Raw genomic sequence first — 23,143 nt, forward strand, 5'->3', positions numbered from 1 at the left:
TCCGGCGACGGACCGGGGCAACCCCGACCATCCAGTCCGGCATGCGGGTCCCCCGGACGAAGTCTCGGGAAGTCTGAGGCCGGACACACCAGCCCACCGCGGGGAGGTGGCGGTACATCGCGACACCCCGGCGCCCCGCGCAACGGAACCGCACGGGACCGGGACGCTGTGGGACCGGGACGCTGTGGGACCGGACCGGGGACAGGCGCCGGGGCACCCGGACCGGGCCAGGGCGGACCGCCGGGCCGGGCGGCACCCCAGGCCGGGGGCAGGCGCCAGGCATCACGCCTCGGCCCCGAGGGGCCGGGGGAGGTCCTATGCACCTGACCCCGCTCCCCGATCCGGCCTGCTCCAAACGAAAGGCCCTAGCCGCCCGCCTCCCCGCCTACGGGCTCCATCCCACCCATCCGGTCGGCCGGGCGGCGCCCCTTGGGCTGCTGCGGCTCCGGCTGGGTCGGCACATGTGGCAGCGGAAGCCGCATCGGCTCTCCGGCCTTCACGGTGAACAGCTCACCGTGGTGCAGCAGCGTGAGCGGCTCTCCCTCCGTCAGCGTGTAGTGCGCCCCGGAGTGCCGGATGTCCACCCGCAGGGCGCGGCCACGGATGAGTACGGTGAACTTCACACCGGTCAGCGCCTCCGGCAGCCTCGGCGCGAACCCGAGGCACCCCGGCTTGCCCTCCCCCGATGAGTGGTGGTGGCGCAGCCCGCCGAAGCCGATCACCAGGGCCATCCAGGTCCCCGCGAGGGATGCGATGTGCAGTCCGTCGCGCGTGTTGTGCTCCAAGTTCTCCAAGTCCATCAGGGCGGCCTCGCCCAGGTAGTCGTAGGCCAGCCTCAGATGGCCGGTCTCCGCCGCCATCACGGCCTGGCAACAGGCCGAGAGCGAGGAGTCCCGGACGGTCAGCGCCTCGTAGTAGGCGAAGTTGCGCGCCTTCTGCTCCGGCGTGAAGTCCTCACCGCAGGTCGCCATGGCGAACACCAGGTCCGCCTGTTTGACCACCTGCTTGCGGTAGAGGTCGAAGTAGGGGAAGTGCAGCATCAGCGGATACTGCTCGGGGCTCATCGACTCGAAGTCCCAGCGCTGGAAGCCGGTGTACCCGGCCGACTGCTCGTGCACCCCGAGCGTCTCGTTGTACGGCACGGCCATCCGGGCGGCGGCGTCCCGCCAGGCGGCCGTCTCCTCCTCGTCCACGCCCAGTTCCTCGGCCCGGTCGGGGTGGCGTGTCGCCGTCTCGGCCGCGACCCGGAGATTCCGCCGCGCCATCAGGTTCGTGTACAGGTTGTCGCGGGCGATGGCACTGTACTCGTCAGGGCCGGTGACCCCGTCGATATGGAACACGCCTTCCGCGTCATGGTGGCCAAGCGACCGCCACAGCCGGGCGGTGTGCACCAGCAGTTCCAGGCCGGGCCCGCGCTCGAACGCCTCGTCGCCGGTGGCGTTCGCATAGCGGGCCACGGCATAGGCGATATCGGCGTTGACATGGAACGCGGCCGTGCCCGCGGGCCAGTAGGCGGAGCACTCCGCACCGGTGATGGTCCTCCAGGGGAACGCGGCGCCCTGGAAGCCGAGCTGATGGGCCCGGTCCCGGGCGGCGGGGAGGGTGGTGTGGCGCCACTCCAGTACGGGAGCGACGGACTGGGGCGCCGTGTAGGTCAGCATCGGCAACACGAAGGACTCCACGTCCCAGAACGAGTGCCCGTCGTATCCGGTGCCGGTGAGGCCCTTGGCGGGGATGGGCCGCCGCTCCCCGCGCGCGGCGGCCTGGAGCACGTGGAAGAGGGCGAAGCGCACCGCCTGCTGGATCTGCGCGTCACCGTCCACCTCGACATCCGCGCAGGACCAGAAGTGGTCCAGATAGGCGCGCTGTTCGGCGAGCAACCCGTCCCAGCCGGTGCTGCGGGCAGCGGCCACTGCCGCGTGCACCTGGTCGTGCAGCGCGGTCAGCGAGCGCTCCGCCGACCAGCCGTAGCCCACGAACTTCACCAGCCGCAGCCGGCTACCGGGGGTCAGCGTGGCGGTGACCGTGAGCCTGCTGACGTCCGGTTCGCTGTCAGCGGACCAGCTCGTTCCCTCGGGGCCCTCGATGATGTGGTCGGCGCCGACGGCCACTCGCTGGCCGCTGCTCCTGGTCCGGTGCACCAGCCGCAGCCGGGTGTCGCGGGCGAAGTCCTCCTCGGCCTCCAGCGGGGAGTCGATCGCGGCGGCGACCCTCGGGTCGCCGGTGTCGTGCGGGATCGCCTCGTTGGCGATGAGCTCCGACTGAACGGCCACGGTGGACTCGCCGTTGAGCACCTCCACCTCGTAGGCGACCGCGGCGATGGCCCGCTGGGTGAAGGACACCAGCCGCTGCGAGGTGATGCGTACGGAACGCCCGGCGGGCGTGGTCCACTCGGCGGTGCGGCTCAGCACTCCGGATCGGAAGTCCAGGACCCGTTCATGAGCGTTGAGTTCGCCGTACCGCAGGTCGCAGGGGTGGTCGTCCACCAGCAGCCGGATGATCTTCCCGTCGGTGACGTTGATCAGCGTCTGGCCGGACTCCGGATAGCCGTATCCGGCCTCCGCGTAGGGCAGCGGATGCAGCTCGTGCACACCGTTGAGATACGAGCCGGGCAGCCCGTGCGGCTCCCCCTCGTCCAGATTGCCGCGCCAGCCGATATGGCCGTTGGACAGGGCGAACACCGACTCGCTCTGGGCGAGTACGTCGAGGTTCAGCTCGGTCTCGCGCAGGCACCACGGTTCGACGGCGAAGGCGTAGTGGGTGATCATCGCGACTCCAGCAGTTCGGAGAGGTCGTCCACGACGATGTGCGCGCCGTGCCGCCGCAGTTCCTCGGCCTGGCCGGTCCGGTCCACCCCCACGACAAAACCGAAGCCCCCGGCCCGGCCGGCCTCCACACCGGCCAGGGCGTCCTCGAAGACGGCCGCCGCCGCCGGCTCGACGCCGAGGGCGCGGGCCGCGGTCAGGTAGGTGTCGGGGGCGGGTTTGCCGCGCAGGTGCCGCTCCCGGACGGTGATCCCGTCGATACGCTCCTCGAAGAGGTCCTCGATACCGGCGGCGATCAGCACATCGCGGCAGTTGGCGCTGGACGAGACCACCGCGCGGTGCAGACCGGCGTCCCGGACGGCGCGTACGTAGGCCACCGAGCCCCCGTAGGCCTCGACGCCCTGTTCGCGGATACGGCGCAGCACCATCTCGTTCTTGCGGGTGCCCAGACCGTTCACGGTCTCCTCGCCGGGGCCGTCGTCCGGCGTGCCTTCGGGCAGTTCGATCCCGCGCGAGGCGAGGAAGGTGCGGACCCCGTCCTCACGGGGCAGTCCGTCCACGTACTGGTCGTAGTCGCGGACGGCGTCGAACGGCTCCAAGGGGACACCCTCCCGCTCGGCGCGGGTACGCAGATAGGCGTCGAACATCTCCTTCCACGCGGCGGCGTGCACCTTCGCGGTACGGGTGAGCACTCCGTCGAGGTCGAACAGGCAGGTGCGAACGTGATCCGGAAGACCGAGCATGCATCCGAGGCTAGTGCCGCGACCGGAAAGGTGCTCCGAGGCTCGCGGCGGCCGGTGCGGCGCTTGCCGGACGGTGGGACTCCCTCACGGAAGCCGGGGGTTCGACGGGTACCGCCACGGGGCGGGACCTTGTGCGACGCGACCCGGGGGCACACCGGGTCGGTCCGTTGAGGCAGAATCTCGGATTGTCGAAGGCCTGACGCAGGTGACTGTCCTGGCGTGGCCACGGAGCACGGCAGGCGTGGGGACGGGGAATGGCCGGACCGGAAGTTCGGGGCTTGGCCGCTGGCCGCTATCAGCTGAACGAGCTGATCGGACGCGGTGCCATGGGGGCGGTGTGGGCCGCCCGGGACGTGAAGCTGGAGCGCGCGGTCGCCGTCAAGGAGATCCGGGCGCGCGTCGATCTCGACCCCGAGGAGTGGCGTCGGCGGGCGGAGCGGGCATTGCGGGAGGCCAGGGCCGCGGCACTGGTCCAGCACCGGAACGTGGTCGGGATCCACGATGTCGTCATGGACGACGACCGGCCGTGGATCATCATGGAACTCGTGACCGGACGTTCCCTCGCCGAGGAACTGACGATCGGTCGTATGGCGGTCGGCGATGCCGCCCGCATCGCCCGCGAGGCACTGGAAGGCCTGATCGCGGCCCACGCGAGCGGTGTGGTGCACCGCGACGTGAAACCGTCGAACCTTCTGCTGGCCCGGCCTGACGGGCGTACGGTGCTGACCGACTTCGGTATCGCCGCAGTGACCGGTGCGGACACCCTGACCGTGCCCGGCTCGATGATCGGCACACTCGACTACCTTTCGCCTGAACGCGTCCAGGGGCTGAGGGCCGTGCCGGCGTGTGATCTGTGGTCCCTGGGAGCCACCCTCTACGAAATGGTCGAGGGACGCTCTCCGTTCCGCCGCAACAGCGAGTTCGCCACACTCCAGGCCGTGCTCGACGGCACGTACGAGCCGCCCCGGCACGCCGGTCGCCTCGGCGAGGTCATCGACGGCCTGCTCACCAAGGACCCGGCGCAGCGGATCACGGCGTCGACGGCCCGGTCCCTGCTGGTCGCCGCCGAACGCGAGGCGGACACTCAGCGGCCGCACGAGCCACTCACACTCCGCGTCACAACGGAGCCGATCCGGACCGCGACAGCGGCTCGCGGCTCCGGCGACCGGCAGCGATCCGGGAGCGGCACCGGTTCGGCCTCCGAGCAGCACCCGCCCACCGAACCTCAGGGCGACCGGCACAGACCCGGCCGGCCCGCGGAGACCGCCCCGGTCCCGCCCGAGGCCACCGACCCGACAGGGACACCCGGTCGTGCCTCCCGCCGACGCTGGATCATCCGTACCCTCATCGGCGCGACGGCCATCGCCCTTGCCGCAGCAGGCGTCTACGCCATCCCTCCCCTGCTGGCCCGGCAGTCCCCGACCCCCCGCGGCAGCCAGGCCGCATCGCCGGAGTCACCGGCGGCCGCCGCCCGCCCCGGGTTCCGCGCGATCAGCGATCCGGCCGGGTTCACCGTGGAGATCGGCGAGGACTGGACCGGACCGTACGCGAACAAGCGCCGCGTCTTCTACTACTCGGCGGACAAGGCCTACGGGCTCGGCGTCCATCTGAATCCGCCGGACGGAGCGGGGGACCCATACGCCGAGCTCTCGGCACAGGACAACGACGGCACCGGCCGGTCCCCGGTCGGCGACTATCCGCAGTACCGGCGAATCAGCCTGGAGCGGCTGGAACACAACGGCGCATCCGCCGCTCTGTGGGAGTTCACCTGGTACGACGCTGCCTCGGACAGCCGCCGTCGCTCGATCGATCTGCGGTACACCAAGAACGGGCGGACCTACGACTTCTGGGTCGCCGGTCCCGAAAGCGCGGTCCCCGACATCCGGAAGTACTTCGAGGCGGCTCGGGAGACCTTCTCCCCCACTCGGACAGAGCAGGGATAGCCGCGGGGCGGCCGGGCGGCCACCCCGGCGGATCGGCGCGCGGTGACCGGCGCCGATCGCCAGTCACTGATGATCCGGCAGGCTCCAGTGGTAAGGGGCGATCAGCCGGTTGATGCTCTCGGGTCCCCAGGAGCCCGGGAGATACGTCTCCACAGGGCGCGGGTGCTCCAGGAGCGGGGCGGACGCCGCCCACAGGCGCTCGATCCCGTCGGCACGGGTGAACAGCGACTGGTCGCCGAGCATCGCGTCCAGGATGAGGCGCTCATAGCCTTCGAGGGCGTACATCGCGTCGAAGGAACCGGCGTAGTCGAACACCATCTCCGCCTCGTCCAGGCGCATCGCGGGCCCGGGCTCCTTCACCAGGAAGCGGATGGCGACCCGGCCGGGGTCGGCGAAGTCGATCACCAGCTCGTTGTTGCGGCGCTCACCCGCGGAATGGCGGGCGGAGAACGGGAACATCCGCAGCGCCGGTTCCCGGAACCCCAGGGTGACGACATGCCGGCCCTCGGCGAGCGACTTGCCCGAGCGCAGGTAGAACGGCACGCCGGCCCACCTCCAGTTGTCGAGCTCCACGCGCAGGGCCACGAACGTCTCGGTGTCGGATCGCGGGTCCACCCCGGGCTCGCCGCGGTATCCCTCGTACTGGCCGCGGACGACATGCTCCGGGTCCAGTGGCCGCATGGTCTCGAAGACCTTGGTCTTCTCGTCGCGCAGCGACTTGGCGGTGAGACTGGTGGGGGGTTCCATCGCCACGAAGCCGAGCAACTGGAAGAGATGGGTGACGATCATGTCCCGGAACGTGCCGGTGCCTTCGAAGAACTGCGCGCGGCCCTCGATGCTGAGCTTCTCGGGCACGTCGATCTGCACATGGCTGATGTGGTCGCGGTTCCAGACCGGCTCCAGGAAGCCGTTGGCGAACCGCAGCGCGAGGATGTTGTCGACCGACTCCTTGCCGAGGAAGTGGTCGATCCGGAACACCCGGGACTCGTCGAAGACGGCATGGATGGTGGCGTTCAGGGCCTGGGCCGACGCCAGGTCCGTGCCGAACGGCTTCTCCACGATGACCCGTCCGTTCTCGGCGAGACCGGTCTTGCCCAGCACCTCGATGACGGACGGGAAGGCCTTCGGTGGCACGGCGAGATGGAACAGGCGCCGCGGGGAGCCCCCGATGGCCTGCTCGGCGACCCTGACGGCCGCGAGCAGCGGGCCGGGGTCGTCGGGGTCCTCCGCACCGAAGCTCAGGGCGTCCTCGAACCGCTGCCAGTCCTCGCCCTCGGGCTTGGAGCTGCCGAACTCGGCGACCGCCTCGCGGGCGTGCTTGCGGAACTCCGCGTCGCTGAGCGCCGCCTGGGCCGGGGCGGAGCCGACGATACGGTAGCGGGCGGGCATCAGCCCTGCCTTTGCGAGGTGGAACAGACCGGGCAGCAGTTTGCGCTTGGCGAGGTCGCCGGTCGCACCGAACAGCACGATGACGTGGTCGTCAGGGACCGGGACGCCGTTCGCCGACCGTGCCGCGGACTGGTGGGCCGTTCCGCTCGCCTCCTCGTTCGCCGTCAGGCCGGCCGACTGGCTTCCGGCCTCGTTCGCTTCCTGTGTGTGTGCCGGACCGGACATCACTCACCCCGCCTTCTCGGCGTGACCGCCGAACTCGCCGCGCATCGCCGAGAGCACCTTGTCGGTGAACTCGCCGAGCCCGCGCGACTCGTAGCGCTGGATCAGCGCCGCGGTGATCACCGGCGCAGGCACGCTCTCGTCCACCGCCGCCAGCACCGTCCAGCGGCCTTCGCCGGAATCCGAGACCCGGCCGGCGAACTCGTCGAGCCCCGGGGAGCGGGCCAGGGCGTCGGCGACCAGGTCGACCAGCCAGGAGCTGACCACCGAGCCGCGCCGCCACACCTCGGCGACCTCGCCCACGTCGATGGTGTACGGGTACGCCTCGGGCTCGCGCAGCGGGGCCGTCTCGGCATCGACGGTGCGGCTGGTGAGTCCCGCGTCCGCGTGCTTGATGATGCTGAGGCCCTCGGCGATGGCGGCCATCATCCCGTACTCGACACCGTTGTGGACCATCTTCACGAAGTGGCCGGCGCCGCTGGGTCCGCAGTGCAGATAGCCCTCGGGTGCGGTGCCGTCGGCCTGGGTACGGCCGGGTGTGGGCTCGGCCAGGCCCTTGCCCGGGGCGATGGTGCGGAAGATCGGGTCGAGCCGGGCCACGGCCTCGTCATCGCCGCCGATCATCAGGCAGTAGCCGCGCTCCAGGCCCCAGACACCGCCTGAGGTGCCGCAGTCGACATAGTGGATGCCGCGTGGCGCCAGTTCCCGCGCGCGGGCCATGTCGTCGCGGTAGTACGAGTTGCCGCCGTCGATGACGGTGTCACCGCTGTCGAGCAACCCGGCGAGTTCGTCCAGGGTCTGCCGCACCACGCCGGCCGGCAGCATCAGCCAGATGTCGCGCGGCTGCTCCAGCTTGCCGACGAAGTCCTGGATGGACGTGGCCGCCGTCGCGCCCTCGCTTTCGAGCTCCTTGACGGCCTTGGTGTCCAGGTCGAAGACGACGCAGTGGTGGCCGTCGCGCATCAGCCGGCGCACCAGGTTGGCTCCCATCCGGCCGAGGCCGATCATGCCGAGTTGCATGGGGGTGTCAGTGGTCATGGCCGACCCCGTTCTCGTGACCGTTCCGATGTCCGTTTCCGTGCCCGTTCCTGAGGGCGCGGTAGTGGCGGATCAGTGCGTTGGTGGACGAGTCGTGGTGCAGTTCCGGCTCACGGTCCGCGGTGAGTTCCGGGATGATCTCGGCTGCCAGGACCTTCCCGAGCTCGACGCCCCACTGGTCGAAGGAGTCGATGTTCCAGACGGTGCCCTGAGTGAACACGTTGTGCTCGTACAGCGCGACCAGCCGGCCCAGCACCCTGGGCGTGAGCTTCTCCGCCAGCAGCACGGTGGACGGCCGGTTGCCCTCCATCACCCGGTGCGGCACGACCTCGGAGGCGGTGCCTTCCGCGCGCACCTCCTCCTCGCTGCGGCCGAAGGCGAGTGCCTGGGCCTGGGCGAAGATGTTGGAGGACAGGATGTCGTGGTGGTCGCCCAGCGGGTTGAGGCTCTTGCCGAAGCCGATCAGGTCGACCGGGATCAGCCGGGTGCCCTGGTGCATCAGCTGGTAGAAGCTGTGCTGCCCGTTGGTGCCCGGCTCACCCCAGTAGACCGGCCCGGTGTCGTAGTCGACCCGCTCGCCGCCGAGGGTCACGTGCTTGCCGTTGGACTCCATGGTGAGCTGCTGGAGGTAGGCGGGGAAGCGGCTCAGATACTGCTCGTACGGCATCACGCCGACCGTCTGGGCGCCGAAGAAGTCCGCGTACCAGACGGCCAGCAGGCCCATCAGCACCGGCAGGTTCCGCTCCAGCGGGGCGGTGCGGAAGTGCTCGTCCATGTCGTGGAATCCGGCGAGCATCTCCCGGAACAGCTCGGGGCCGATGGCCAGCATGGTGGACAGGCCGATGGCCGAGTCCATCGAGTAGCGTCCGCCCACCCAGTCCCAGAAGCCGAACATGTTGTCGGTGTCGATACCGAAGGCGGCGACCCGTTCGGCGTTGGTGGACACGGCCGCGAAGTGCCGGGCGACGGCCTCCTCACCGAGCCGGCCCACCAGCCAGTCCCTTGCCGAGTGGGCGTTGGTGAGGGTCTCCAGCGTGCCGAAGGTCTTGGACGAGACGATGAACAGGGTCTCGTCGGGTGCCAGGTCGCGCAGCGCCTCCACGAGGTCGGTGGAGTCGACGTTGGAGACGAACCGGAACGTCATGTCCCGGTTGGTGTAGTGGCGCAGTGCCTCGTACGCCATCACGGGGCCGAGATCGGAGCCGCCGATGCCGATGTTGACGACATTGCGGATCGGCTTCCCGGTCGCACCCCGCCACTGCCCCGAACGCACCCGCTCGCTGAACGCGGCCATCCGGTCGAGCACGCCGTGCACCTCGGCCACGACGTCGGTGCCGTCGACGACCAGGGAGCTGCCGCGGGGCATCCGCAGGGCGATGTGCAGCACGCGCCGGTTCTCCGACACGTTGATGCGATCGCCGCGGAACATCTCGTCCCTGTGGTGTTCGAGGCGGGACTCGCGGGCGAGGTCCAGCAGCAGTCCCATGGTCTCGTCGGTCACCAGGTGCTTGGAGTAGTCGAGATACAGCCCGGCCGCTTCGGCGCACAGCCGCTCGCCGCGGCCGGGGACCTCGGCGAACAGCGACCGCAGATCACGTGCGGCGATCTCCTCGCGGTGGCGTTCAAGCGCCTGCCACACGGGGCGCTTGCGGAGCAGAGTGGCCGTCATCGGGTCATCGCCTCCTGCCGGCGCGCGATCACTTCGCGCGCTGCCTGGACCACCCGCTCGGGGGTGAAGCCGAACTTGGTCAGCAGTTGTTTGAGCGGCGCGGAGGCACCGAAGGTGTGCATACCGATGAGCGCTCCGCCGTCGCCGACATAGCGGTCCCAGCCGAAGGTGGACGCCTGCTCGATACCGACCCGCGCGGTGATGTGCGGTGGCAGCACCTGGTCGCGGTACTCCCTGGGTTGGCGGTCGAACAGCTCCCAGCAGGGCATGCTCACCACCCGCGCCTGGATGCCGTCGGCCGCCAGCTCGTCCCGGGCGGACAGCGCGAGATGCACTTCCGAGCCCGTGGCCAGCAGGATCACGTCGGGCTCTCCCGAGCCCGACGGCGCGTCTGCCAGTACGTAGGCGCCCAGGGCGGTTCCGGACGCGGCGGCCACCCTGGACCGGTCGAGGGTGGGCAGCGCCTGGCGGGAGAGCACCAGCGCGGCCGGTTCACGACGCAGTCCGGCGATCAACCGCCAGGCCTCGGTGACCTCGTTGGCGTCGCAGGGGCGGAACACCAGGAGACCCGGCAGCGCCCGCAGCCCGGCGATCTGCTCGACCGGCTGGTGGGTGGGGCCGTCCTCACCGACACCTATCGAGTCATGGGTGAAGATGTGCACCACCGGGATCTCCATCAGCGCGGACAGCCGGATGGCTGCCTTGGCGTAGTCGGAGAAGATCAGGAACCCGGACCAGTACGACCGCAGTTTGGTCAGCGCCATGCCGTTGGCCAGGGCAGCCGACGCGTGTTCCCGTACCCCCAGATGGAGATTGCGCCCATACGGCTCGTCCGGCTCGGAGTCACCCGCTCCGTCGAAGATGAGGCGGGTCTTGGTGGACGGGGCCAGATCCGCGGAACCGCCGATCACCCAGGGCACCCGCTCGGCGAGCGCGTTGAGCACCTGCCCCGAAGACTCCCTGGTGGCCAGCCCCTTGGGGTCGGCCGGGAAGTCGGGGAGCTTGCTGTCCCAGCCGTTCGGCAGCTCACGGCGCTGCATGCGCTGGATCTCGTCGGCGAGCCCCGGCCAGGCCGCCCGGTAGGCCTCGAACCGCTGCTCCCAGGCACGGCGCAGATCGGCGCCCCGGGCGCCGATGCCCTGCTCGAAGCCCGTACGAACCTCGTCGGGGACCCAGAACTCGCGGTCCTCCGGCAGTCCGAGAAAGCGTTTCGCCGACCGCACCCCCTCGGGTCCGAGCGGTGATCCATGGGCCTTGGGTGAGTCCTCCACGGGGGAGCCGTAGCCGATGTGGCTGTGCACCAGGATCAGGGTGGGCCGCTCGGTCTCGGACCGGAAGGTGTGGAAGGCCCGGTCCACGGAGTCCAGGTCGTTGGCGTCGGCGACGGTGGTCACGTTCCAGCCGTACGCCAGGAACCGTGCGGCGACGTCCTCGGTGAAGGCGATTCCGGTGTGGCCCTCGATGGTGACCCGGTTGGAGTCGTAGATCCAGCACAGGTTGGCCAGTTGCTGGTGTCCGGCGAGGGACGCGGCCTCCGACGCGATGCCCTCCATCATGCAGCCGTCGCCGGCGAGCGCGTACACGTCGAAGTCGAAGAGCGGGAAGTCGTCGCGGTTGTAGCGGGCCGCCAGCCAGCGGCCCGCCATCGCCATTCCCACGGAGGTCGCGACACCCTGCCCCAGCGGCCCTGTCGTGGTCTCCACCCCGCTGGTCCACCGGTACTCGGGGTGCCCGGGGCAGCGGGAGCCGAGCTGCCGGAACGACTTCAGGTCGTCCAGGGTGACCGCGGGGCGCCCGAGTATCTCGTAGTCCGGGTCGACCGCCCGTACTCCGGTCAGATGCAGCAGGGACCAGAGCAGCGTGGAGGCGTGCCCCTCGGAGAGCACGAAGCGGTCCCGGTTGGGCCAGATCGGGTCCTCGGGGTCGAACCTCAGATACCGCTGCCAGAGCGTGTAGGCGACGGGCGCGATACCCATGGGCGTGCCCGGGTGCCCGGAAGCCGCCTTCTCCACGGCGTCCATGCACAGACCGCGGATGGTGTTGACCGACAGCGTGTCCAGGTCGATGTCCAGGGTGGTCATATGCGCTCCCGTTTCCGGCAGGTACGGCGGGTACCCGGGCTCGGCGGAGTGATGCGGGGCTTGGGGGTGCGGGCGGGTCACCGGCGACGGACGTCCCGGAGTTCCCCGCCCGCCGCACGGCACGGACGGTCCTCATGCCAGCCTGACCGGACCACCCGGTCCCGGGCCTCACCCGGGAGGGGTGAACAGGCGGGGTGTCCGCGTCAGCTTGGGGGTCAGGAGTGCGGTACGACGGCCACCGGGCAGCCGGCGTGGTGCAGCACCGCGTGCGCGACGGAACCGATGTGGGATCCCCTGGCCGCCCGGCGACGGCCCACGACCACCAGCGCGGCGTGCGCCGCCGACTCCACGATCCGGTCGGCGGGACGGCCGGGCGCCGCGTCCTCGGTCACCTCGACCCGCGGGGACTTGTCCCGGTAGGGGCGTACCGCCGCCGCCAGCTCCGACTCCCGTTCACCGCTTACCTCGGCCTCCCGGTGGTGGAAGGCGGGGGCGTGCCAGCTGTGCAGGATGTGCAGCGGGGCGTCGTGCTTCGCCGCGAAGTCGAAGGCGAACTCCAGCAGCTCGGCTCCGCCGTCGCCGTGTCCGATATCCAGACCGACGACGATCTTTCCCCCCTCGGCAGGGCCATCCTCCCCGTATCCCGGCCGGACCAGCACCACAGGGCGCTTGGCGTCCGCAACGACCTCCTGTCCCACCGAGCCGACGACGAACCCGGAGGCACTGCCGAGCGCGGACGAACCGAGGACCAGCAGCTCCGATTCGGCACCGACACCCACCAGCAGCCTGGCGGGGGCGTCCTCGGTCTCCTCCGGCGATGCGCTGACCCCGGGCCTGCGCGTACGCGCCCGCTGCTCGGCGGCCGCCAGCAGACTCCGGTCCTCCTCGGCCTGCGCCTCCCTCGTCGGCTTCACGGCCTGGAGCCGGTGCTCCTGCCAGCGCGACGCGTACACCAGGCGCAGGCTCGTGCCCCGCAGCGCGGCCTCGTCGGCCGCCCAGTCGATGGCCGCCATGCTCTCGCCGGAACCGTCCACTCCCACAGCGATGGGTAGGGACATGGTGGTCCTCCTTGCCTCGGGGCACGTGCGCAGCGCCGCCTCACGGACCACCGCGCACAAGGACGCCTCATCACGAAGCTACCGAGGAGGGGCGGCCGCCGCGATTCAGAGCGTCACGGACGGTGAGCGGGCGCCGGTGCCCGGCCGGTTCAGAGTGCCGTCCGGCACTGAGGTGCAGCACCACCCGCCGGACGGGCAGCACCGGAGCCGGTCCCTGCGGCGTGCCGTATGGCCCGGCGGCGGCGCCTTGACGAGTGCCACCGCGTCGGAATCGGGGCCCGCCGCCCGTCGCAGCAGGTACTTCCAGCGGGGCGACGGCGTCACACGGGGGCGGTTCGGCGGTCCTCCAGGGTGTCCGTCGCCGAGCCGGTGCGCTGCATGCGCTGCCAGCGCATGCGGTTCCCCACCAGGGCCGTAACCACCGATTGGACGACGACGAGATACATCAACTGGCGGTAGACGAATATCTGGAGCGGCAGCGTCCACAAGGGTTCGAACTTCTCCCGGTCCAGCCGCAGCGCGTACACGGCGCTGAAGACCTGGACCGCGGTGAAGGCGAGCCAGACGGCCAGCGCTTGGCCCGCGCCCTGGAACAGCAGCCCGTACAGGGCGAAGACATCGACAAGCGGTGCGAGCAGCGGCAATACCGTCTGGAACAGCAAGAGATAGGTCAGGCCGCGGCGCCCGAGCTTTCCGCCGGCGCCCCGTTCCAACAGTGCGCCGCGGTGCTTCCACATGGCCTGGAGCGTGCCGTAGCACCAGCGATAGCGCTGCTTCCACAGTTGGCGCACCGTCGACGGGGCCTCGGTCCACGCTACGGCCGATTCCTCGTAGACGACACGCCAGCCGGCCCGGCACAGGGCCATGGTGAGGTCGGTGTCCTCGGCGAGCGTGTCGTCGCTGACGCCGCCGGCACTCAGGAGCGCTTCGCGACGGAATGCCCCGATCGCGCCTGGAACGGTCGGCATGCACTCAAGGACGTCGTACATACGGCGGTCGAGGTTGAAACCGATGACGTACTCGAGATGCTGCCAGCGGCCCAGGATCCCCTGTCGGTTGCCCACCTTGGTGTTGCCGCTGACGGCGCCGACGCGTGGATCGGCGAGCGGTTGGATCAGATTGAAGACCGCGTCGGGTTCGAAGACGGTGTCCCCGTCGATCATCACGACGATGTCGAAGTAGGCCCAGGCGAGACCTGTGTTGAGCGCTGCGGCCTTCCCGGCGTTGGCTTGGCGGATGACCATCACCCGACGATCGTCGATCGCCTCGGCGATCTCGAAGGTCCGGTCGGTGGAGCCGTCGTCGACCACGACGACCTGCACGGCCTGGTGGGAGGAGGCAAGCAGCGAACGTACCGTCGCCTCGATGCCCGCTTCCTCGTTGTACGCGGGCACGATCACCGAGACCGGGGCGGTGAGTGGCGGCGAGAACGGGGTGCGGCGGCGCCCAGCCCGGCGGGAGCGGCGGGCGCGGGTCCGCTCCACATGGACTCGGGCGACCGTGAACAGCATTACGAGGCGCGCTCCGGTGAGCACGCCGGCGGTCAGCAGGAGCCAGGTCATCGCATCGGCGAAGGCCCGCGACAGCTGCTGGGCGCGGACGACAGCGATACCTTTCCACTCCGTGACCGTCGCGACCCGGTAGGCGGTGCTCGGCAGACCCAGCCCCGTGCCGACCGTCGCGAAGGCGGTCCGCCTGTGGCGTGGGTCGGACAGCAGCCGCTCGGTCTCCGCGAGGGCCGCGCTCGAGCCGGTGAACTGCAGGACCGCGCCTTCAGCCGCGCCCTGGCCTGGCGCGTCTGCGGCGACGATGACGTAGCCGTCAGCGACAGCGTTCCGTGCGGCCTCGGCCATGTCGGCGCAGAGCGTATCGACACCCGCCGTGTGCGGCAGGCGCAGGAGGTGGGTACCGATACCCGCGGTGCCCGCGAGGACGTTCTGGGTAAGGGCGAGCTCAAGCCGCGCCCTGGGTTGGGAGATCTCAGCCAGGTTGGCGTCGGTGTACGTGTGGGAGCCGATCTCATGGCCCTCGTCCCGGATCCGGCGTACCAGGTCGGGATGGGCTGCGGCCTGTGTGCCGGTGAGAAAGAACGTGGCCTTGGCGCCATGCCGCTTGAGCAGGTCCAGCAGGGCCGGGGTCCAGTCGGGGTGGGGTCCGCCGTCGTAGGTGAGCGCGACGGTACCGCGACGCATGGAGGAACCGGCGATCTCGCCGGTGCTGGGGTCCTCGCGCAGGACGGGACCGGCCGAGAACTCGGGATCCGCGGTCGCGGGACATCGTGCTGTGAGTGGTGCAGTCGAAGCTATCTCATGCCGTCCGTATCCGCTGAACAGCAAGGCGGTGGCGGCGACGGCAAGCGTGAGGCTGAGGAGCAGCCAGTGGGCGCGCGGTTCGCGACGCAGCGCGTGACGGGTCACTTCGGCCCCTTACCTGTCGCGCCGGGGCTGCGTCGCGGGGCGTTGCCGGAGTTGCCGGGTGGGGCGCTCGCCTCCGGGGCCGCGGTGGGTTCCGATGTGGCGGTCGGCTCAGGGGCGCCGCTCACTTCCGGTTCGGCGGCTTCCGACGGGGCACCGGCTTCGGAGCCTGTGACGGCCGACGGTGCCACCGCGTCCCCGACTTGCTCCGCATCCTCGGCTTCACCGCCGGAGGGCTCGCCGGACTCGTCAGTGGAAGGGGCCGGATCATCGGCCGTGGGGGCGGGCCCCTGCCTGTTCTGGCTCCAGGGCAGTGGCCCACCGGCCGGCCCGGTACCGAACAGCCCGGCCAGGATGACCGCAACGAAACAGACGCATGCGGCACCAAGGGCAATCGACATATACCCGACGAGGCGGCGCCGGCGCCCCGAGGCGTCGACAAAAACTGGCTTCTTCTGACGAGTCACAGCGGCGCATTCTACGGAGTACAGAATTCCGCTTAGCAACACGCGTCCATATCCGGCATTCCGACCCCGTTCTGTGATAAGTGGCGGCTCAGTCGTCCATAACGGGAGGGAGCTGTCGCGTCCTGTCGCCGGCGGTGCTGACCAGGATGGATGGAAACGTGGCGAGAACACCTGCCAGGCGGCACAAGAGGGCTGACGGGCTTGTGGCCCGGCGGCGGGACCACCGGTGGGCACACCTGCGACGAGGCGGGCCGCTTGTCTGCGGATGGCCGGCGGCTCGGACCAGGTCCCCCGTCGACCCGGGCCACCCTGGCGTTGATGGGGCGGGCGAACTGGTGGCTGCCGAGGTGGCTTGATCGTCGGCTGCCCCGCATCGGAACGCACCACGATCTCCTACCGCATCAGCCCGGCGCGGCACTCACCCCGAAGCCGGGCAGCAGCTGACGGGCGGCGGCGAGGCTGGTCAGCGAGACCTCCGGGTTGAGATCGCCACCCCCGGCGATCGCCGGACTCAGCGCGCCGCGAGGCGGAAGCTCATACGGCCGAAGCCCACCACGTCCCCGGCCTGGACCACGACCGATCCGGTCACCCTGCGGTCGTTGACCGTGGTGCCGTTGGTGGAGCCCAGGTCGCGCAGCACCCACAGCCCGCCGCGCAGCGACAGTTCGGCGTGCAGCCGGGAGACGGACTCATGGCTGAGCCGCAGTCCGTTGGACGGGTCACGGCCGATACGCAGGGGACAGGGCCCGGGTTCGGGGAGCAGAAGCGGGGGCAGTTTCTCCGCCTGCCAGGCGCGGCCGAGGCGTACGGAGAACGCGGATACCCGCCCGACCGCGCCGAACAACTTCTTCGCCAGCCGTCCCTCGGTGCGCAGATCGGCGGTGAGCGCCCGCAGTTCGTCGGGGGTGCTCGCAGCGAGGGCGAGCTCCACCCGCCGCACGAACGTGTCGTGGGACAACCTGCCCTGGACCGCGCCCTCCCGGAGTCTGCCCAGGGCACGGTCCCGGTCCGCGTCCGAGACGCGGGCGGGATACACCGGGAACTCGAAGGACGACGTCACAGGGATGATTGTCGGGCCGGAGGCCCCGGGGTGTCCAGAAGCGCCGGTACGGTGGGCGGCCCGCCGGTCAGTGCCCCGCGCGCTGGGCGCGGATCACGTCCCGATACCACGCGTAGGACGCTTTCGGGGTGCGTTCGAAGGTCTCGTAGTCGACATGGACCAGTCCGAAGCGCTGGGACGCCCCCTCCACCCACTCGATGTTGTCGGTCAGCGACCAGACGAAGTAGCCGCGTACGTCCACGCCCGACTCGATCGCCTGGTGCAGCGCGCGCAGATGTCCGTCCAGGTAGGCGATGCGGCGGCTGTCGTCGATACCGTCGTACGAGCATCCGTTCTCGGTGATGTGGACGGGAGGCAGCCGGTCCCCGTAGCGCTGCCTGAGCGTGACGAGGAGTTCGCGCAGTCCGTCGGGGACCACGGGCCAGCCGAAGTGGGTGCGTTCGGCGCCCTCGACCTCGCGGAGTCCGAAGGGGAGTCCCTCGGGCATCCCCAGACCGGAGTACGAGGCGAGGGCGTCCGGTGCCGGGGCGCCGACCAGCATGGGGCTGTAGTAGTTGATGCCGTACCAGTCCAGGGGCTGGGAGATCACAGCGAGGTCGTCGGCGACCGGCCCGGGCATCAGGCCGTCGAAGCCCTCCGGGTAGCGGCCCTCCAGGAGCGGGTCGGCGAAGAGCCGGTTGGTGAGGGTGTCGTAGATCTCCGCGCCGGTGCGGTCCTCTTCGCTGTCGCTCGCGGCATGTACGGGTGAGTGGGAGACCGCGAGGCCTATGTTCGCGGCGCCGGCCGCACGCAGGGCCTGCACGGCGAGGCCGTGGGCGAGCAGTTGGTGGTGGGCGGCGGGCAGGGCGTCGAAGAGGAGCTGCCTTCCGGGGGCGTGCTCGCCGAGTGCGTAGCCCAGCAGGGTGACCTCGGCGGGCTCGTTGATGGTGATCCACATGGGTACGCGGTCGGCGAGCCGCTCGGCGACGGCGGCGGCGTACTCGGCGAAGCGGGCGGCCGTGTCGCGGTTCAGCCAGCCGCCCGCCTCGTCTAGGGGCAGCGGGGTGTCCCAGTGGTAGAGGGTCGGCGCGGGGGTGATGCCTTGGGCGCACAGTTCGTCCACGAGGCGGTCGTAGAAGCCGAGCCCTGCCGGGTTGACGGAACCGGTGCCGCCGGGGATCACCCGGGGCCAGCTGACGGAGAAGCGGAAGGCGCCCGCGCCGAGCCCGGCGAGGAGTGCGACATCCTCGCGGTAGCGCTCGTGGAAGCCGGTGCCGCGGGCGGCGTCGGCGCCGTCCTTGATGCGGCCGGGCTGCGCGGCGAAGGCGTCCCAGCCGGACGGGCCCTTGCCTTCGGCGTCGGCGGCGCCCTCGGTCTGGAAGGCGGACGCGGACGCTCCCCACAGGAATCCGGGCGGGAAGGAGGGCAGCGCGGCGGCGGGCGGTACGGGCTGCGGTGTCATGGCCCGGACCCTAGTACCGGCGGGTAGCCGTCCTCCAGACCCGGGAACTTGTCAGGATGGATGCGAGTGCCACCGATGCGGAACTGACGGACCGACATGACAGGGGATACGCCAGTGCTGTTCGAGGTGTGGGCGCCGCACGCCCGGGACCGGGTCGTGCTGTGGCTGGACGATGTACGGCAACCGATGAGCCGCGATCCCGAGCGCGCGGGCTGGTGGACCGCGGAGGCCGACGCGGCCGACGGCGCGCGCTACGGCTTCCTGCTGGACGACGGACCGCTGCTGCCGGACCCGCGTTCGCGCCGCCAGCCCGACGGCCCTGACGGGCAGAGCGCGGTGGTCGCCCCGGACTCGTACGCCTGGTGCGACGACTGGCCGGGCCGGGGCCTGGCGGGCGCGGTGCTGTACGAGCTGCACGTGGGCACGTACACCCCCGAGGGCACCCTGGACGCGGCTGCGGCCCGGCTGCCCGAGCTGGTGGATCTCGGCGTCACCCATGTGGAGCTGATGCCGGTGTGTCCGTTCCCCGGGGTGCACGGATGGGGATACGACGGTGTGGCACCTTGGGCCGTGCACGAGCCCTACGGCGGCCCCTTGGCGCTCAAACGCTTTGTCGACACGGCGCACGGTCTGGGGCTCGGGGTGGTCCTGGACGTGGTGCACAACCATCTGGGGCCTTCGGGCAACCATCTGCCGTCCTTCGGCCCGTATCTCACGGACACCCACCACACGCCGTGGGGCTCGGCGATCAACCTGGACGCGGCCGGCTCGGACGAGGTGCGCGCCTATCTGGTGGGCAGCGCGCTGGCCTGGCTGCGTGACTACCGCGTGGACGGGCTGCGACTGGACGCGGTCCACGCCCTCGTGGACAACCGCGCGCTGACCTTCCTGGAGGAGCTGTCGGCCGCGGTGGACGCCTTCGGCGCCGACGCACACCGTCCGGTGTTCCTGATCGCCGAGTCGGACCTGTGCGATCCGCGGACGACCACGCCGCGCGACGAGGGCGGGCTCGGGCTGCACGCACAGTGGAACGACGACTTCCACCACGCCCTGCACACCGCGCTGACAGGCGAGTCCCGTGGCTACTACGCGGACTTCGCCCGTGCCCCGCTGGCCGCGCTCGCCAAGACGTTCGGTCATGTGTTCTTCCACGACGGGACGTACTCGGCCTTCCGGGGGCGTACCCACGGGCGTCCGGTGGAACTGAGCCGCACTCCGGCGCACCGCTTCCTGGGCTATGCCCAGACCCATGACCAGATCGGCAACCGGGCCATGGGCGACCGGCTGTCCGCGCGGCTCTCCCCCGGGCTGCTGGCGTGCGCTGCGGCGCTGGTGCTGACGGCACCGTTCACCCCGATGCTGTTCATGGGAGAGGAGTGGGGGGCGTCCACGCCCTGGCTGTACTTCACGGACCACACCGATCCGGAGCTGGCCGAGGCCGTACGGCAGGGCAGGCGGCGGGAGTTCGCAGGGCACGGCTGGTCGGCGGACGACATCCCGGACCCGCAGGAACCGGCGACACGGGAACGCTCCTGCCTGGACCGCGGTGAGCGGGAGCGGGAGCCGCACGCCCGGCTGCTGGCCTGGTACCGCGAGCTGATCGCCCTCCGCCGCTCCCAGCCGGACCTGTCGGACCCCGATCTGGCGGCGGTACGGGTCGCCTACGACGAGGAGGCGCGCTGGTTCGTGTTCCGGCGCGGGGACCTCAGGGTCGCGGTCAACCTCGGCGAGACCCCGGCCGCGATCCCGCTGGGCGCGGGTCAGGCGCGGGTGCTCGCGGTGTGGAACGGGGTGCGGACTCCCGGGCCTGACGGGCTGCTGGAGTTGCCGGGCGAGTCGACGTGCGTGGTGCTCATGGACGGATAGGGGCCCATCCGACGTGTCGCGGGTGCCGGGCGGCGAGATCATCCGGCTAGCCGGCCTACTCGACGAGCGCCAGTTCGCGAGGGGTGTTGTTGAAGCGCCTTCCACCGCTTCCGGTGACGGTGACGATGTCCTCGATGCGTACCCCGAAGCGGCCCGGCAGGTAGATCCCCGGCTCGATCGAGAAGCACATCCCGGGCACCAGGGGCTGCTCCTCGCCCTCGATCATGTACGGCGGCTCATGGGTGGTGACGCCGATTCCGTGGCCGGTGCGGTGGATGAAGTACTCGCCGTATCCTGCCGATTCGATGACCGCGCGGGCCGCCCGGTCGATGTCCTGGCACAGCGCCCCGGGGCGTACGGCGTCGAACCCGGCCTGCTGGGCGGCGCGCACCACGTTGTGGATGTGTGTCTCCTCGGTGGTCGGTTCACCGACATGGACGGTGCGGCTGGTGTCGGAGCCGTAGCCGTCCTTGAGGCCGCCGAAGTCCAGGACGACCATGTCGCCCTGCTCGATGACCCGGTCGCCGGCCTCGTGGTGCGGGTTGGCGCCGTTCGGTCCTGATCCGACCACGGTGAAGTCCACCTGTGAGTGCCCGAACCGCAGCAGCAGCGCGGCGAGGTCGGCCGCCACCTCGCTCTCCCGGCGGCCGGCGAAGCGGACTTCGAGGATCTCCTCGTACGCCCTGTCCGCGGCGGCTCCGGCCGCCTCGAGGCGGGCCAGTTCGGCCGCGTCCTTGACCGCGCGCAGCATGGGCAGCGCTTCGGTGAGCGCCACATAGGAGCTGCCCGGAACCCGCCGTTGCAGTCCGAGCAGATGCATGGCCCAAGTGTTGTCACTGACTCCGTAACGCCCCGTGCCGCCCAGCAGCGCCCCGGTGACGGCATACGGATCCTGTCCGTCCGTCCAGTCCCGCAGCGTGACCGCGTCGGCGCCCGCCGTACGGCGGGCGTCCGGCGCCTCCAGGGTCGGTACGACCAGCACCGGATCCCGGCCTTCGGCGAGGTGGAGGAGGGTGAGCCGCTCGGTTGACACCGGCCGGTAGCCGGTCAGATGGACCAGATCGGGGCCGGGGGCCACGAGCAGCCCGTCGAGCCCGGCCTCGGCTGCGGAGCGGGCGGCGCGGGCCATCCGTGCCCGGTAGTCCTCGGCGGTGAAGGGGTCGTCAGGTGCGTTCATCGTGGTCACGGCGGGCTTGGACTCCTCATCGGCGACGGGGGATCACGGGCCGGGCGGCGGCTAGGGATCAACCTGGAGGCCCCCGCGGTGATTTTCAATACCACCGGAGCTCGGCCTTGCGGACACCGCTGGCCGGGGGACGTGTTCCTGTGCGGCCGGCCGACGTGCGTGGACCGGCCGCACAGGAGCTTCGGAGTTTCCCTTGAGCCAGGCCGGCCCTCAGGTCGCCGCCGGGTACGGCACGCGTGCGAGGAGTCCGGTGAGATCGCGTGTGGTGGAACCGGCGATGTTCCTGATGACGTCCTTGATCTCTCCGGCAAGGCCGGGATCGACCTTGCCCGCTACGAGACGGTCGTACTTGCCGGCCGCGTCGTCCCAGGTGAAGGGGCGACTCGGGAGTCCGGGGTAGTCATCGACCCCGTGGGTGAGGACGGTGCCGTCCTGGAGCCGGACGGTGATGTGCGCCGGCATCAACTCGGGGTAAGCACGCGTGAAGTCATGCCCCGGTTTGACGACGACCTTGGACAGCAGTTGCTGTACGTCGTCGCGGGTGATGCGCTCCGGAAGGAACTGAGCGGGCATCACGTCTCCGTCGAGGAGCGCCACGGCGAGCAGATACGGGAGGCTGTGGTCGGCCTGTTCCTTCGTCGTGACCGTCGTGGCCGCTCCCCCGTACAGTCCCCCGCCGGTGAAGTCGAAGGTGATCTGGGGTACGACTGCCTCGATGGAGACGATCTGCGCGGGGTCGAGCGGCTGCCGCCCGCGGAGTTCCACCATGCAGTGGATCGCCGACTGCGTGTGGATCTCGGCGTTGTACCGCTTGATGGCGCTCGTGACGATGCCTTCGTACTTCTCGTTGGCCCAGTCGACCACGATGGGCCGGTGCAGCAGATTGTCGATGCCGTTGGGGCCTTCGACGATGGCCAGCGGGCCCTCGATCCCGCGACGGGCGAGGAACAGCGCGTTCATCGCGCCCAACGCGGACTGGGCGGAGGCGAGCCCCTTCCACTGGGACAGTGGCTTCGCCCGGATGTTCGCGAACGAGGCTCCGCTGGCACCGGCCATGGCCATCGCGTGTGCGAGCTGCTCCGCTTCCATGCCGAGGAGCCGCCCGGCCGCGGCAGGCACGGAGAACGCGAGCTGGGCGGTGTGGTCGAAGCCCCGCGTCATGAAGTTGGCGTGGTCGACGAGCCTGGACTGGATCGTGTAGCTGACGGCGAGGCCCAGCATGAGCTCCCGGCCGCTCGCGTCGGCGAGATCCGCCGCGGTGAGCACGCCGCCGAAGTTGTCCGCGGTGTGACAGGTCTCCGTCGGTGCGAGGAAGTTCTCCATGATGTCGACGTAGCGCACCAGCGCCGTGTGCCAGAACGACGCGTACACCGGGTTCGAGGTTCCGCCCCCGATGAGCCGGCAGGCCCCTCCGTCGGCGAACTCACGTACCTGTTCCCGGCAGGCGTTCACCGGTGTGGCGCCGAGAGCGGCGATCGAGCAGGCGACACAGTCGAGGATGTGGGTCGGCAACTGCTCGATTGAGGTCTTCGAGAGGTCCTCGTAACGCGCACGGTGTGCGTACGCGGCGATCTCCTCCACCACCGTCGGCTTTGGCTCGAGTGCGTTGGCTGGGGCGGCCATGGGCTTCTCCTCGCGGACTCGTACAGTCAGGACGGTGCGCGTTCGGCCACGCATCCGCGGCCGAATACCTGGACGAACGGGAGTCCGACAGCCGTCGAGCGCGCCGAACGGCATGATGTGTCCACATTCTTGCCCCACCGATCGCCGGGGCCGGTGCTTCGAAACCGTCCGGCGTGCT

14 protein-coding genes are annotated in these 23,143 nt (G+C 70.5%); 2 read left to right on the top strand and 12 right to left on the bottom strand.

All coding sequences use genetic code 11. The annotated features are described in order from the left end of the window. Nucleotides 1–365: 365 nt before the first annotated feature. Together ACFWI9_RS04730 and ACFWI9_RS04735 are read right to left on the bottom strand one after the other, a co-directional pair. Nucleotides 366–2,768 (bottom strand): glycoside hydrolase family 65 protein, encoded by a 2,403-nt coding sequence (locus ACFWI9_RS04730; protein WP_387159052.1) that lies wholly within the window; start codon nucleotides 2,766–2,768, stop codon nucleotides 366–368. Next, on the bottom strand, nucleotides 2,765–3,508 hold the full coding sequence (locus ACFWI9_RS04735; protein ID WP_387159054.1) for an HAD family hydrolase: 744 nt from the start codon (nucleotides 3,506–3,508) through the stop codon (nucleotides 2,765–2,767). The genes ACFWI9_RS04730 and ACFWI9_RS04735 overlap by 4 nt, the downstream gene beginning before the upstream one ends. A gap of 278 nt (nucleotides 3,509–3,786) precedes the next feature. Between ACFWI9_RS04735 and ACFWI9_RS04740 the strand changes: the two genes are divergently transcribed. After that, nucleotides 3,787–5,451: a serine/threonine-protein kinase gene (locus ACFWI9_RS04740; RefSeq protein WP_387159055.1), complete on the top strand. Its 1,665-nt coding sequence runs from the start codon at nucleotides 3,787–3,789 to the stop codon at nucleotides 5,449–5,451. Nucleotides 5,452–5,514: 63 nt separating this feature from the next. Here ACFWI9_RS04740 and zwf read toward each other — a convergent pair whose 3' ends face one another. The 8 genes from zwf to ACFWI9_RS04780 all read right to left on the bottom strand — a co-directional run bounded on the left by zwf (nucleotide 5,515) and on the right by ACFWI9_RS04780 (nucleotide 18,290). Further along, nucleotides 5,515–7,065 carry a glucose-6-phosphate dehydrogenase gene (gene zwf / locus ACFWI9_RS04745; protein ID WP_387159056.1) on the bottom strand — a complete coding sequence of 517 codons (1,551 nt, stop codon included), beginning with the start codon at nucleotides 7,063–7,065 and terminating at the stop codon, nucleotides 5,515–5,517. Between the two features lie 3 nt (nucleotides 7,066–7,068). Continuing rightward, nucleotides 7,069–8,100, bottom strand: a complete 1,032-nt coding sequence (gene gnd / locus ACFWI9_RS04750) for a phosphogluconate dehydrogenase (NAD(+)-dependent, decarboxylating) (protein WP_387159057.1) — start codon at nucleotides 8,098–8,100, stop codon at nucleotides 7,069–7,071. Next, complete coding sequence (pgi, locus tag ACFWI9_RS04755) at nucleotides 8,090–9,769, bottom strand: glucose-6-phosphate isomerase (RefSeq protein ID WP_387159058.1); 1,680 nt, start codon at nucleotides 9,767–9,769, stop codon at nucleotides 8,090–8,092. The genes gnd and pgi overlap by 11 nt, the downstream gene beginning before the upstream one ends. Further along, complete coding sequence (gene tkt / locus ACFWI9_RS04760) at nucleotides 9,766–11,850, bottom strand: transketolase (RefSeq protein WP_387159059.1); 2,085 nt, start codon at nucleotides 11,848–11,850, stop codon at nucleotides 9,766–9,768. The genes pgi and tkt overlap by 4 nt, the downstream gene beginning before the upstream one ends. 215 nt (nucleotides 11,851–12,065) lie before the next feature. Next, nucleotides 12,066–12,908: a universal stress protein gene (locus ACFWI9_RS04765; protein ID WP_387159060.1), complete on the bottom strand. Its 843-nt coding sequence runs from the start codon at nucleotides 12,906–12,908 to the stop codon at nucleotides 12,066–12,068. A gap of 320 nt (nucleotides 12,909–13,228) precedes the next feature. Next, nucleotides 13,229–15,325, bottom strand: a complete 2,097-nt coding sequence (locus ACFWI9_RS04770) for a bifunctional polysaccharide deacetylase/glycosyltransferase family 2 protein (protein ID WP_387159061.1) — start codon at nucleotides 15,323–15,325, stop codon at nucleotides 13,229–13,231. Between the two features lie 975 nt (nucleotides 15,326–16,300). Then, on the bottom strand, nucleotides 16,301–16,849 hold the full coding sequence (locus ACFWI9_RS04775) for a DUF1707 and FHA domain-containing protein (protein ID WP_387159062.1): 549 nt from the start codon (nucleotides 16,847–16,849) through the stop codon (nucleotides 16,301–16,303). A gap of 67 nt (nucleotides 16,850–16,916) precedes the next feature. Beyond that, nucleotides 16,917–18,290: a GH1 family beta-glucosidase gene (locus ACFWI9_RS04780; RefSeq protein WP_387159063.1), complete on the bottom strand. Its 1,374-nt coding sequence runs from the start codon at nucleotides 18,288–18,290 to the stop codon at nucleotides 16,917–16,919. 114 nt (nucleotides 18,291–18,404) lie between these two features. Here ACFWI9_RS04780 and treZ point away from each other — a divergent pair, with 114 nt between their 5' ends. Next, nucleotides 18,405–20,156, top strand: a complete 1,752-nt coding sequence (treZ, locus tag ACFWI9_RS04785; RefSeq protein WP_387159077.1) for a malto-oligosyltrehalose trehalohydrolase — start codon at nucleotides 18,405–18,407, stop codon at nucleotides 20,154–20,156. Between the two features lie 55 nt (nucleotides 20,157–20,211). Here treZ and ACFWI9_RS04790 read toward each other — a convergent pair whose 3' ends face one another. Then, nucleotides 20,212–21,333 (bottom strand): aminopeptidase P family protein, encoded by a 1,122-nt coding sequence (locus ACFWI9_RS04790; protein ID WP_387159078.1) that lies wholly within the window; start codon nucleotides 21,331–21,333, stop codon nucleotides 20,212–20,214. 219 nt (nucleotides 21,334–21,552) lie between these two features. Beyond that, a complete protein-coding gene (locus ACFWI9_RS04795) occupies nucleotides 21,553–22,965 on the bottom strand; it encodes an MmgE/PrpD family protein (RefSeq protein ID WP_387159064.1) in 1,413 nt (470 codons plus the stop codon). Nucleotides 22,966–23,143 lie beyond the last annotated feature (178 nt).

It is taken from the genome of Streptomyces sp. NPDC127084 (genome assembly GCF_042724175.1).
Classification (GTDB): Bacteria; Actinomycetota; Actinomycetes; order Streptomycetales; family Streptomycetaceae; genus Streptomyces.

What these genes read in the sequence shown, in the direction of transcription:
- ACFWI9_RS04730 (WP_387159052.1), bottom strand. Translation starts at nt 2,768, where the DNA reads ATGATCACCCACTACGCCTTCGCCGTCGAACCGTGGTGCCTGCGCGAG.
- pgi (WP_387159058.1), bottom strand. Translation starts at nt 9,769, where the DNA reads ATGACGGCCACTCTGCTCCGCAAGCGCCCCGTGTGGCAGGCGCTTGAA.
- gnd (WP_387159057.1), bottom strand. Translation starts at nt 8,100, where the DNA reads ATGACCACTGACACCCCCATGCAACTCGGCATGATCGGCCTCGGCCGG.
- ACFWI9_RS04765 (WP_387159060.1), bottom strand. Translation starts at nt 12,908, where the DNA reads ATGTCCCTACCCATCGCTGTGGGAGTGGACGGTTCCGGCGAGAGCATG.
- ACFWI9_RS04795 (WP_387159064.1), bottom strand. Translation starts at nt 22,965, where the DNA reads ATGGCCGCCCCAGCCAACGCACTCGAGCCAAAGCCGACGGTGGTGGAG.
- ACFWI9_RS04790 (WP_387159078.1), bottom strand. Translation starts at nt 21,333, where the DNA reads ATGAACGCACCTGACGACCCCTTCACCGCCGAGGACTACCGGGCACGG.
- zwf (WP_387159056.1), bottom strand. Translation starts at nt 7,065, where the DNA reads ATGTCCGGTCCGGCACACACACAGGAAGCGAACGAGGCCGGAAGCCAG.
- ACFWI9_RS04780 (WP_387159063.1), bottom strand. Translation starts at nt 18,290, where the DNA reads ATGACACCGCAGCCCGTACCGCCCGCCGCCGCGCTGCCCTCCTTCCCG.
- tkt (WP_387159059.1), bottom strand. Translation starts at nt 11,850, where the DNA reads ATGACCACCCTGGACATCGACCTGGACACGCTGTCGGTCAACACCATC.
- ACFWI9_RS04735 (WP_387159054.1), bottom strand. Translation starts at nt 3,508, where the DNA reads ATGCTCGGTCTTCCGGATCACGTTCGCACCTGCCTGTTCGACCTCGAC.